6 protein-coding genes are annotated in these 12,977 nt (G+C 59.9%); 3 read left to right on the forward strand and 3 right to left on the reverse strand.

Translation table 11 applies throughout. The annotated features are described in order from the left end of the window. The first annotated feature begins 267 nt into the window (after nt 1-267). The 3 genes from SH664x_RS04840 to SH664x_RS04850 all read left to right on the forward strand — a co-directional run bounded on the left by SH664x_RS04840 (nt 268) and on the right by SH664x_RS04850 (nt 5,123). On the forward strand, nt 268-3,288 hold the full coding sequence (locus SH664x_RS04840; protein ID WP_437205514.1) for a PSD1 and planctomycete cytochrome C domain-containing protein: 3,021 nt from the start codon (nt 268-270) through the stop codon (nt 3,286-3,288). 26 nt (nt 3,289-3,314) lie between these two features. After that, the gene (locus SH664x_RS04845; RefSeq protein WP_437205516.1) at nt 3,315-4,742 is read left to right on the forward strand and encodes a DUF1501 domain-containing protein; all 1,428 of its coding nucleotides are present in this window, start codon (nt 3,315-3,317) and stop codon (nt 4,740-4,742) included. A 180-nt stretch (nt 4,743-4,922) separates the two neighbouring features. Next, the gene (locus SH664x_RS04850) at nt 4,923-5,123 is read left to right on the forward strand and encodes a hypothetical protein (RefSeq protein ID WP_437205517.1); all 201 of its coding nucleotides are present in this window, start codon (nt 4,923-4,925) and stop codon (nt 5,121-5,123) included. A 310-nt stretch (nt 5,124-5,433) separates the two neighbouring features. Here the strand turns inward: SH664x_RS04850 and SH664x_RS04855 are convergent, their stop codons facing one another. The 3 genes from SH664x_RS04855 to SH664x_RS04865 form a co-directional block, all read right to left on the reverse strand. After that, nucleotides 5,434-7,932 (reverse strand): ComEC/Rec2 family competence protein, encoded by a 2,499-nt coding sequence (locus tag SH664x_RS04855; protein WP_437205520.1) that lies wholly within the window; start codon nt 7,930-7,932, stop codon nt 5,434-5,436. Nucleotides 7,933-8,014: 82 nt separating this feature from the next. Then, nucleotides 8,015-11,569, reverse strand: a complete 3,555-nt coding sequence (locus tag SH664x_RS04860) for a hypothetical protein (protein ID WP_437205523.1) — start codon at nt 11,567-11,569, stop codon at nt 8,015-8,017. 242 nt (nt 11,570-11,811) lie between these two features. Next, nucleotides 11,812-12,927: a lysylphosphatidylglycerol synthase transmembrane domain-containing protein gene (locus SH664x_RS04865; protein ID WP_437205524.1), complete on the reverse strand. Its 1,116-nt coding sequence runs from the start codon at nt 12,925-12,927 to the stop codon at nt 11,812-11,814. Nucleotides 12,928-12,977 lie beyond the last annotated feature (50 nt).

Here is a 12,977-nt window from a genome sequence, read left to right on the forward strand (position 1 = left end):
TGAGAGGGGGAAGAAGTCCGCGAGGACATCCTCCCGGGCGAATCTTCGGGGATCGCCAACCGGTGTCACCAGTGCTGCGGCAGCCAGGAGGTTGAGTTTTCTGCCCGGATTGCCGACGATGGTTAAGACCGCCGCGCAGTCCCCTCCTCGGAGCCGGGACGCTGCATACAATCTGAGTGACAGGGCGTTCGAAAAATCCTGAAGTGTACAGGGGAGAACAGATGTTGATGATCTGTTTCCCTGCTTCTTGCCCCAGTGGTCGAACCCATGAAACATCTGTGGATCTGCGGGATACTGGTCTGGGCGGCGGCATCAGCCGTGGCTGCGGAACCGATTGATTTCGGTCGGCAGATTCGTCCGCTGTTGTCTGATCGCTGCTTCAAGTGTCACGGACCCGATGCTCAGAACCGCAGTGCCGATCTGCGGCTGGATGTCCGGGACGAGGCGGTTGCCGCCGCGATTGTCCCGGGAGCACCCGCCGACAGCGAGATCATCGCCCGCATCACCACCGATGATCCCGAGCTCAAGATGCCCCCGGTCAAATCTGACCGCAGGCCTCTTAGTCCGGACGAAGTGGCCCTGCTGAAGCAATGGGTTCAGGAAGGAGCTCCTTACGCCGAGCACTGGGCTTATACCCCGCCGGTGCAGGGGACTCCGCCAGAAGTGAAACTGCAGGACTGGCCGATTAACGAGATTGATCGGTTCACACTGGCCGGGATGGAATCGGCAGGGCTGGCTCCCTCTGCGATGGCCGATCCCCGCACACTCGTGCGGCGGCTGTACCTCGATTTAACGGGACTTCCTCCTACACCGGAAGACGTGGCGGCGTTTTGTCGCGAGCCCCTTCCCGCGACCTATGAGGCGCTGGTCGATCGTCTGCTGGCGTCAGAGCACTTCGGCGAACAGATGGCGATGTACTGGCTCGACCTTGTTCGCTATGCCGACACCGGAGGCTATCACAGCGATAATGAACGTGAAGTCGACGCCTTCCGCGATTACGTGATCGACTCATTCAACCGCAACAAGCCCTTTGATCAGTTCACGATCGAGCAACTGGCGGGAGACCTGCTGCCGGACGCCACTCTCGAGCAGCGCATCGGCTCCGGTTACAACCGGATGTTACAGACGACACAGGAAGGGGGAGCACAACCCAAAGAATACACTGCCATCTATCTCGCGGATCGGGTCCGGAATGTCTCGACAGTCTGGATGGCCAGCACAATGGGGTGTTGCCAGTGCCATGACCATAAATTTGATCCCTTCTCGCTGAAGGACTTCTATGCGCTGGGAGCGTTCTTCGCGGATCTCAGCGAAGTGGCGGTCGGTCCGCAGCCTCCCAATCTCCAGCTCCCCACGCCCGAACAGGCGAAGCAGATGGAGACGCTCCAGCAGCAGATTGACGAACTGGAAACGGCTCCTCCCGATCCGGCCGTTGTTGTGGAGTGGGTGCGGCAGCAGAGTGAAGAGCGTGCTCGGTCCGGCGGCGGTCTGCAGGTGAGCATCCCGTTGGAAGCGGTTTCCACACGGGGCACTGAACTTGTTGTCGATGCCCAGGGAATTGTTCTTGCTCGCGGGACCGATCCGGATCATGAAGAATTCCGGATCACTCTGGCGGCGACCGCTCCCGTGATCACGGGCATCCGACTGGAGGCTTTGGTCAGCAGCAGTTTTCCGAAGAAAGGATTAGGAAGAAGCAACGGCAACTTTGAACTGTCGGAGTTCATCGTCGAGGTCCTCCGTGACGGAAAAACCGAACCGGTCAAGATCACCGATGCTGTTGCCGACTACGAGCAGAAGAAATTCCCCATCCTGAATGCTGTCGATGGACGTCCGGAGACAGCCTGGGCAGTGGATGGAAATAAGCGGGCACAGAATTGCACAGCGCTCTTTGCTTTTGAAAATCCCGTGAGCGGGGGTGAGGGGGTGCAGCTGGTGGTGACGCTTCGACATGACCGCAGCGAGAATCGGAATGTCGGCAAGTTCAGGCTTTCGCTCTCGAGTGATCCTGAGTTACTGAAGCGCGGCCTCACTGAGCATTCCCCTGAGCTGGTGGCACTGTTCAACAAGCCGGAAGACAAATGGAAAGCGGCGGAACGGCAGCAGGTCGAGGCTGCGTATCTGGCTATGGCCCCCCAACACAAAGAGCGTCGGAAGCAGATTGAAGACCTGAAGGCGGAATTGGCAAACGTCCGGAAAACTGTACGGACGTTGCTGGTCTCCGAAAGTCTGCCCATGCCGCGAGACGTCCGTGTGCTGCCACGCGGCAACTGGATGGACGATTCGGGAGAACTGCTGCAGCCCGCCATCCCGTCGACCTTTGGGGAACTGCAGCATTCGGATCAGCGGGCAACCCGCCTTGATCTCGCCCGCTGGCTCGTGGATCGAAAGAATCCATTGACTGCACGGGTGTTCGTGAATCGGGTCTGGAAGCTGATGTTCGGCGCCGGGCTCGTACGTTCGCTCGAAGATTTCGGGTATCAGGGGGACTGGCCGACCCATCCCGAACTGCTCGACTGGCTGTCGGTCGACTTCATGGATCATGGCTGGGATGTGAAACGACTTGTCCGGCAACTGGTGATGTCCCGGACTTACCAGCAATCGTCGCTGGCTTCGCGCGACGCCCTGCAGCGCGATCCCTTTAACAAGTTCCTCGCCCGTCAGTCCCGATTCCGGATGAATGCGGAGACCGTTCGTGATAACGCTCTGGCTGTCAGTGGATTGCTGGTGAAGCAGGTCGGCGGGCCTTCCGTGAAGCCGTATCAGCCGAAGGGTTACTGGGTTCATCTCAACTTTCCCATGCGTGAGTGGGAAACCGATCACGGAGCCAACCAGTACCGGCGCGGGCTGTATACCTTCTGGTGCCGCACGTTTCTGCACCCCAGTCTGCTGGCCTTCGATGCTCCCAGTCGGGAGGAATGCACCGCGGAACGTCCCCGTTCGAATACACCGCTGCAGGCGCTTGTCCTGTTAAACGATCCGACCTACGTCGAAGCGGCCAGAGTTCTCGCGCAGCAGATCGCGGCGCTGAGTGGCAGCGATGAAGATCGACTGGATCGGGCCTTTCAGATTGTCCTGCAGCGATCTCCTCAGCCAGAGGAAACCGCTGTGCTGCTCCCGCTGCTGCATCGAGAACGGACGGTTTATCAGGAAGATACGTACCGAGCCGAGGCGCTCCTGAAGGCGGGAGATGCCCCGGCAGATGGAAGCCTTCCGGCTTCGGAGATTGCTGCCTGGACTGCCGTGACCCGCGTTCTGTTGAATCTGCACGAGACCGTGACCCGCGATTGAGTCGGGATTGCAGGAGAGTCACACCGATGATTGGTGAAACTGAAATCAATCTGCTCAGACGCCGGGCGTTTCTGGGCCGGTCTGCCGCCGGCGTCGGGACAGCCGCGTTGGCCTCGTTGCTCAATCGCCCCGCGCAGGGAGCGACAGTCAACGGCAGCTCACCCTGGCGGGGGACGGTGAACCCGCTGCACTTTGCTCCGCGCGCGAAGCGGGTGATTTTTCTGACGATGGCCGGTGGACCTTCTCATCTGGAAACCTTCGACGAGAAGCCGGAACTGGCTGCGCTCGATGGGCAGCCGATGCCCGAGTCATTCACGAAAGGACAGCCCATCGCGCAGCTGCAGGGACGGGCCCTGAAATGCATGGGGCCCCGGTTTCCGTTCGCACGATTTGGCGAGTCCGGGCAAAGCATCTCCTCTGTGTTGCCGCACATCAGCACGCTGGCCGACGACATCTGCATCATCCGGTCGATGAAGACGGAGCAGATCAATCACGATCCGGCCCATACTTTTCTCAATACGGGAACGCAGATTTCAGGGCGTCCCAGCATGGGGTCGTGGCTGCTGTATGGTCTGGGGAGCGAGTGCGACAATCTTCCCGGTTTCGTCGTCCTCACATCGTCCGGCGGGGGACAGAACCAGCCGATCGCGGCGCGGCAGTGGCACAGTGGATTTCTGCCGAGCCGTTTTCAGGGGGTGGAGTTTCACTCCAAAGGGGATCCCGTGCTATACGTCGGTCGCCCGCCGGGAGTCGATGAGAACTCGCAGCAGGATGTGATTGCTGCGGTCAATCAGTTGAATCAGCTGCGAAGGGGACAAGTGGATGATCCCGAGATCTCCACACGTATTGCGCAGTACGAAATGGCGTTCCGCATGCAGTCGAGCGTCCCGGATCTGATGGACCTGTCCCGGGAATCCAAAAGTACGCTGGAAATGTACGGGACGGAAGGGGGGGATGGTTCCTTTGCCTCCAACTGCCTTCTGGCCCGCAGACTGGCAGAGCGGGGTGTCCGTTTTATTCAGCTGTATCACCGGGGCTGGGACCACCATAGCAGTGTGAAAAACGGGGTCGAGAAAACGGCGTCGCTGGTTGATCAGGGGACGGCGGCGCTGATTAACGATCTCAGACAGCGCGATCTGCTCAAGGACACTCTGGTCGTCTGGGCGGGAGAGTTCGGTCGCACTCCCATGGCGCAGGGGACCGGGCGAGACCATCACATCCGGGGGTTCTCCATTTTCCTGTGCGGGGCTGGGATCAAGCCTGGGATGACATACGGCGCGACCGACGAACTGGGCTACTTCGCCGTGGAGAACGTTGTCCATGTCCACGATCTGCATGCGACCATGCTCTATCTCCTCGGAATCGACCATGAAAAGCTGACCTACCGGTTCCAGGGACGCGATTTCCGGTTGACGGACGTGTCCGGGCATGTGGTCCACGGCATTCTGGCCTAAGAGTGGGGTGCTCGTTCCGGAGCCCGCGCAGCAACCGTTTCGTCGGGAAATTGCTTCAATCCGCGTGGCCAAGACGGGGCACTCAAAATGCAAATTGCTCTCGGAGAACCGACTTCACGTGTCCCGGAGTGACGGTAAAACCGAACAATTTGCGAAAACACATCAGCTGAGCTTGATTTGTTGTCGACAAGACATCAGAGTGGACTGATCGGTTCGCTCGATGTTCCAGCCACGGAGATCCGCATGTTTGGATTCGGCCCGGTGGAAGCGATTATTGTCGGCGGCTTGTCGCTGATGTTGCTCGGAATCGTGATTGGGGGGATGGCGGGAGTTTTCTACCTGCTGACCACCGGCACAGAAGCGGCCGAGCCCAAGGTCTGACTGCTGACTGCTGGTTCTGGTTGCCTGACGCACTCCGCACCGGGGAACGGGATCGACGGGGGAGTCGACGCGCACAAACTCTCCTTTAATCCCTGTCCTTCCAGTGCACTCTGGGGTCAACAGACCGAAGAGGGGCGCTCGCTCACTGGCTTCTGATTGACGAGGCCCTGAAGTGCTCGACAGGCGTCGTTGAATTGGGGATCAGGCCTTGGGGGGATTCCAGTTGGCTTTTCACGCGCTCTGAAAAGCCGAATGGATCCCGCTCAGCTCACCTCTCGCCCAAATTGCGTCCCCCTGGTGAGAGCGGTCTTCATCTCTGTTGCAAACGTTGTCCGACGTTGTCGGAGACAGTCAGTTCTCCATCCGGTCGAATGTGAACCGTCAATGCCCCTGAGAGGTTCGTACGGAGGACGATTGCCGACGGGACCTCCCGCAGTGACGGCGCTGCATCCCGCTGTCCGGTACTCGCCAGCACGTAGTCCGGATGGGCCCATGCGTAGAACGCCGGAATGTTGGCATTGTGTCCCCCGTGATGGGGCGACATCAGCACATCAACACGCCGCGGAGGGAGCGCCAGCAGCGCATTGAGACCTTCTTTCTCCAAGTCTCCGGTTAAAAGAATGCGACGGCCCGCATAGGTCACCTCCACGACCAGGCTGTTCGCGTTGTCGACCGGAGAACGAAAATCCCCCGCCGGATGCAGCACCCGCATGTGCAAGTGAGGCGTCCCGGTGATCAGCTCATCTCCTGCCTGCAGCAACTGGATGTCGATATTCCGTTCTGCTGCCAGTTCGCAGAGCTGCGACGTGCTCTTCTGGTCGAAGTCGAGGAAGCTTTGTGCAAAGCAGAGCTTTCCGACTGAAACTTTTTCCAGCAGTCCAAACAGTCCACTGTAATGGTCGTGGTCCGCATGCGATACGAGGATGGCGTCGATTCTGCTGGCACCCCCACTCCACAGATAGTTGGTCAAGGCCCGCTCTGCACGGCGACCGTCGCCGAATGTTCCCGCGTCGTAAACGATGACTTTGCCATCGGGCAATTCCAGAACCGTCGCGAGCCCATGTCCGACCGAGAGAAGTGTGCAGGTCAGTCCTGTCTGTCGGGGTAGGGCCATTCCCAGCCACAGTCCGCACACCATCCAGACCAGCAGACCGCGCAGGGCCACTCGTGCCGTTTGCCGGTTTCCGAACCACATCCAGACTCCCGCCAGCAGGAGGTAAAAGACCACCCCCCACCAAAGCGGCGGTGTGGACCGGTAGAGGTGCCCCAACGGAATCAGCCGTTCCCAGCTGACAATGTCCAGAAAACAGCCGAGGCTGAACCGGAACAGAGCAGCCAGCGGCCGGACAATCAGCGGAATGCAGGTCGCACTGAACAGAAACAGATACCCCAGTCCGAGTACGACCGTGCTGAGAGGAATCAGCACGAGATTGAGCAGGATGCCTGCCGGGGAGATCAAATGAAAAGTGGACATCGTCAGCGGCAGGGTCACCACCCAGATGATGACAATCACGAAAAAAGACTGCACGACAGTCCCACACGAGCGCAAGAGCCAGTCATGGAGAGGTGACCGCTCGGGCGCGGTGGCTCCTCCGGTGAAGCTGGTCCACCACGCCTCCCACGGCAGCTGGTTTGTCCAGAGCAGCGCAGCGACCGCCAGAAAGGAGAGCTGTGCACCGACATCGAACAGGTCAGCCGGATGCCAGAGCAGCAATACCATGGCGGAGAGGGCCAGCAGGTTCAGACTTTCGGTGGGACGCAACTGTGAAAATCCGAACACGGACACGATCGCCAGAATCGTGGCCCGCAGGACGGAGGGCTGCTGATTTGTCAGCGCAGCGTAAGCCACGGCGCTGAAGATCAGGATGCAGGCGACAGTGCGTCCGGAGAGATTCCAGAAGCGGCAGCCGAGCAGGATGAACCAGAGGACAATGGCGACGTGCATCCCGGAGATGGCGAGCAGGTGCATCGTTCCGCTTTCAGAGAATTTCTCTCGCAGCGCTACGGTCATCAGCGTGCGATCTCCCAGCAGCAGTGACAACGCAACGGCCTGCTGCTCTCCCTTGAAGTGCCGCAGAATGGCAAGCCGGCACGCGGTGCGGGCAGATTCTCTCAGTCGGGCCAGTTGCCAGTACCAGCCCGTGGCCTGACCGACTTGCTGCACACAGCCCGGGTGGTTGGCCCGGAGAATTCCATCCAAACCCTGCAGCCTCAGGAAATCGCGGTAGTCGCCACTCCCCGGATTCTCGGGGGGGCGGGGAATCGAAAGGGTGCCGATCACCTCTACGCGGTCTCCAACCCCCGGGTGGACCAGTTGCCCTTCGACATCCAGACGGAGAAGTCCGCTGACGGGAAGCCACTCATCGCCGCTGGCGAGCTGCTCACAGCGAAACCGGCACACCGACCGGTCCACTTCCAGCCAGGAAGGGATGCGGGGACTGATTTCCGCCTCGAGAATTTCCACTTCGCTGTCGAGGACCCCGATCAGGCTGACCAGTCGCGGCTCTGTGCGCGCGTAGCTGCTCACATTGTTGGCTGCCCGGGTTGACCAGAAGAGATGAAACCGGGCTCCGCCGACGGCGGTGAAGGCCAGCAGCAGACAGACTGTTCCCCGGGGGGTATGTCGGAACGGGGGGGACCAGCCGACGATTCCTCCGACGAGGATGACTCCGGACCAGAACCAGAGAGGAACGTCGAGTGACCGATCAAGGAGAATCCCCACAGCCAGCGCCAGGCTGGCAATCAATGCCGGCCGGCGTGGAGCTGTCCGTGGAAACGCCCCCCCGCTGGTGGTTGCTGCGGCTGCCATGGTGGAGCTGCTGCCCGGCATGCTCGTCCAATCTGCGGATCACGTGGCTGTCATCGGGAGATTGACCGGAGGAGCGACCTGTTCAGTCGGTTTTCGCGGATTCTGTTGCAGCGGGTTCCGTCTGGCCCGGCTCAGACTTGGGAGCCTCAGACTTGGGAGCCTCAGACTTGGGAGCCTCAGACTTGGGAGCCTCAGACTTGGGAGCCTCAGACTTGGGAGCCTCAGACTTGGGAGCCTCAGACTTGGGAGCCTCAGACTTGGGAGCCTCAGACTTCATCGCAGGTGCGGCCGGGGCGGCTTCTTCAGTTTTCTCCTCTGTTTTCTCCTCTGTCGCTGTTGGCGTTTGCGGCTCCGTGAGATCGGGCAATGGCTCCGTCTCATTCGCCTGTGGGAACTTCAACTCGAAAGGTTTGCCGTTCAGCATCCCCAGATAGAACAGCGCCACCCCGCGCTGGTTGAAATCGGGGTGCGGTGTCAGAATTCCTTCGAGTAACTCTGTCGCGGGTTTCAGTCGGCCCGCTTCGAGATCGGCCTGGGCCTGCTGAAGTTGCAACTGACCGCAACGATCAGGTGTTTCGAACAGACTTGAGAAGGTCACCCGTCCCGTAATGGCTGCCCACAGGTCTGTCTGCTGGGGTGTGACGATGGAGGCGAACGGCTGCTGCAGCAAACTCTGCAGCGCTGTCCGCAATTGCGTGGTTTTGTCCAGTCCCCAGAGCTCCTGTGCCCGGTCGACATTCATCGAGCAGAGGTTGATGACTGCTGTCATATAACGCCACTGGGTGACCACCGGGAGCATTTCCGGCGGAATGTGTCCTTTCGGCATGCGCTGTTCCAGCGACTCGACCTGATCGTAGGCGTCAGAAATCCGACCGACATCCAGCAGCAGTGTCGCATACAGGATCTGCAGCGTCGGGATCTGACTGAGCACGGTGAGGTCCTGCTCCAGCAGCGACACCGCGAGAGCGGGACAGTTCCCGCTGACCGCGAGGCTGACGAGATCTTCAATCTTGGTTTTTGTGGCTCGAGCAGCATCCACTTTGGTGCGGACATCGTTGGTGATCTCGGTCAGCTGTTTGCCGATCTTCCGGATTTCTTCCTGACGTTCCGCAGCGTCGGCACCGGTGAAGATGGCGTCGGAGAAATCGATCTGTTCGTAGATGTTCCGGGCCATGTCGAGCTTCTGCTCCGCGAGCAGGATCTGGAACAATCGCAGAAGATCACGCTGTTCATTCCCGCTGGCACGTGCGGCATTGAACGCCGCGGTCAGAGCCTGAGTCGAGCGAATGGAGCGGCTTGTCTGTCCCCCTCCCGCGATGACGGCCTGCTGTTCGAGGCTCCCCAGAATGGAATACGCCTGACTGAGGACGCGGTACGGCAGGGGATGGTTGGGGTTCTCATGCAGTGCCTGACGCGAGTTGCGAATGGCCAGTGTCGCCAGAGCAGCGACCTGCTGGGCACTCATCCTCTGTCCGAAGGCTTCGCAGAGATAGATCTGATGTGCTGCAAGTTCAGCTGCCGAAGACGAGACCGGCAGTCTCTGGATCAGCCAGCGGTCATACTTTGAGAGGGCGGCTGGCCAGATCCGTGCCAGGTCGACAACGGCGGGTGGCTTCTCCGGCCGGAATGCAGTCTCCGAGAAACGAGTGACCCGCTTCTCTTCCACCGCCTTGCGTTCCACTTCCGGCAGATCGTCAAGACGTTCGAAGTCGGCCCCGGCGGCACCGAACGCGACCATCGAAAACTCCGGTCGAATCATCATCTGCAGCAGTGGCGTGTAGGGTGGAGGATTTCCCCACAGGCGGGTCATGACGTCGCGAATGCCGAAACGGGAGAGTTCAGACTTCCACAAATCGGGATCTGGTTCATCTGCAGTGTCCCCCTTCGCGGCGGCGACAGCCGGTTTTGCTTTCGCAGCGTCGGCTTCGGCCGGCTGGGTGTCTTCCTTCTTGGCAACTTCGGCCTTGCCTTCAGAAGCAGCCGGCTTTTCGGTGTCAGTGGCGGCACTGGCCTCTGCGGGCTTGTCGGCCGGTGTTGTCGATTCCGGTTTGGTCTCTTCGGCCTCCGGTTGCTCCTTGGGAGCATTGCGCAGGAACAATGATCCGCGGATTTCACGATGCAGCTTGGCCAGATTAGGGGCTTCGCAATACATTGTCATCCGGCTGTCGATGAAGGGCTTCTTTCCCAGCCAGATCAGCAGGTCCCCCAGATCGGGGACGGTGGGGAATATTTTGTCACCCCCCGCTTTGGAGACCACGGCCATTTCCAGATTCTCAATCCGGTTCTTCCAGCGCGGATCCAGTCCGATGCCGATTCGTCGGCTGGCCGGACCCATCAGCTGGCCATTCAACGCCAGGTACGAAATCGCGAAGAAGCCGAGAACGGTCAGCGCTCGACCCGCACGGCTGTAAAAGACGGCACCGGTGGTGACGGTGTAATCCTGTCGCAATGCACGCAGCGACCATTCCTGTGCATTCAGCCCGGCGATGACTGCGTTCACGATGGAGGCATAGCAGACAAAGCTGCCATAAAAGAGGGAGAGCACGTTGATCGCCATCCAGACGGCGACCCAGCCCAGATGGAGCTTGCGAAAATTCAGGCACAGGGTGGTGAACGAAACCGTCAGCAGGATCACCGCGAAGATGCTGAACACGTCCCAGTTCTTCCAGAATTCGGGCGCTGCCAGGCCGTAATGCAGCTGCGAGAACAGATCGCCCGCGGTTGCGTAGTCCCGTTCTTCCGCGAGGGCACGCCATTGCGTAAGCCAGGCTGTGAGGGGCCGTCCCGGCCAGGGGTTGGCAAGAATCCCCGCTCCCAGCGCAAGGCCGACGATCAGCGTGTTGCGTCCTGTCGCGGCTTCCGCCTGACCTCGTGTCGCGAAAAATTGGCCAGCTGCAAACAGGGCCAGCAACAGCAGTCCGGCCCACGCGCGAGGGTCGAGATTTCCCCACAACAGAAAGAGCACCGGCAGCAGCCAGAGCAGTCCGCAGCTGGGCTTCACCGTCCAGCGATGGCAAAGTGCCAGCAAGGCCACGAGCCCCAGCACGGTGATCGTGGCGGCGCCCGGTTGAATGATGGGAAAAATTGCGACCAGCGCACAGGCCGCGCACAGTGAACTCCACCACGATGAGACATTGCGGACTTGAATGCGTGACAGCAACCAGGCCGACACCGCCAGCGTCACCGCCCCGAGAATCGAGAGACTTCCCATGCCGCCAAGGGAGTGGACCCCCGCCAGGACAATGTCGCTCAGCCAGCCAAGGTTGACCCACGGACGGTTTTCCGTTGCAGCGGAAAAGACATCGGTTCGCGGCGGCAGGACCCCATGCGCGAGAGAGTATTCGCCACTGCGAATGCTCACGAGCAGTCGCGTGTCGGTGAGATACGTGCAGCCGAGCAGGACGCCGATCAGAATGCTGGCCCAGCGGAGCATGAAATCACCGCGCTGACATTCTTCCTCGAAGAGCTCAGGGGTCAGCTCTTCCCATTCCGGGAGTTCGTCGATCAGGTCCTGCCCCTCTTCGCTCATGCGTGAAGTCGCCGGTTTTTCCGACTTCGTTCCGTTTCCAGTTTCCACGACATCTCCACCTGTGGGGAGGAGTGGTTCGGCTGAATCGGATTGCGGATCAGTGGCCACGGGTGGAAACCTGCTTGAACAATGAGAGCGATGGTGGATGTCCCCCCTCAGCCCGTCCAATGCGTCGAGACTGCTGCCGTCCCCACCGTCAGGAGGAAACTGCGCAGGGCTCTCTGCATGGCTGGACCGGTGAACGACGACCGCCAGAAGATGAGGAAACCATTTGACTCTAAAAGTTGGCTGCGCACAGGGTCAAGTGTGACTCAGGCGGATGCCGGCAGTCCCCCGCAACTGGAGGGGAATTATTCGGGGGGAGGGGAGAGTGGCTCGACCGGAGAAACGGGTGATGCCGCCTGTAGCGGTGATTCCGCAGCAGCTTCCGCAGTTGACTGCACCTGTCCCAGTTCGACTCCCGACCGCACGAAATAATACAGTCCGACAAGCGTCACGGGGATGTATTGCGATAGATGGAAATAGATCGAAGCCGCAAAGACGGCAGAACCATCGAGCTTGCGCCCGGCGAGTGTCGGCAGTGTCAGGAAGCAGGCCTGAATCACTCCGAAGAAACCGGGGCCGGCCGGGACCGCCACCGCAAAAGCAATCACCGCCAGCAGCACCATCGCAACGACCGGCGAAACGACGATCCCAAAGCTCCACAGTGACAGCCAGATCAACGAACCATTCAGCGCCCATTTGACTGCGGAGATTACAAGAATCCCCGCCAGCAGTCGCACATTTTTCAGTGATCCCAACCCTTGTGCACTCGATTCCAGCACGCCGATCAGCTTGTGGCTGAAACTGGTGGGAATGAACTTCATCCGGGCAAGAATCCTGCGAAGCAGGTTGAGGAAGGGGACCGTCCAGAGGACATAAGCCAGCCCTCCCGCGACCGCAATCAAAGCCATGATTGCGAAGCCAATCGCCGCTTTTTCGATGGCAGGTTCCACTCCCTTGATGAACAGCAGTCCGATCGCCAGATAGGTGACAATCGTCATGCCGTCGAAGATCCGCTCGAGTGCGACACTCGTCAGCGACACAGGAATCGGAACCCGCTGCTGCCTTGAAAAAACAAAGCAGCGAATGAACTCTCCCAGTCGTGCGGGGAGGACATTGTTCATCGAGAACCCGATCATGATCGGCGGAAACAGATCGCGATACGGACGAAACTGGCCGACCGGCAACAGCATCAGCCGCCAGCGCCACGCCTTCAGCAGGTAAAACAGGAACAGCACGATCAGCATCAGCGGAAAGGTGCGGTAGTCGGCGGTGCGGAAGGCATGCACCATGTTCTTTACGCCGCCCGGCTCATTCAGAATCGGACGAATCGCCCACCACATGCAGAATGCGGAGATCAGCAATCCCAGCGACAGCTGGAATGCTTTTGACTGATAGAAGCGGGGCGGGCGGGATGTGGTCATCGGATTCTGCTGCTGCTCGACCATCTGGATTGTGGACTCCCCTATTCTCG

The sequence above is a fragment of the Planctomicrobium aquicomposti genome (genome assembly GCF_051466325.1).
GTDB lineage: Bacteria > Planctomycetota > Planctomycetia > Planctomycetales > Planctomycetaceae > Planctomicrobium.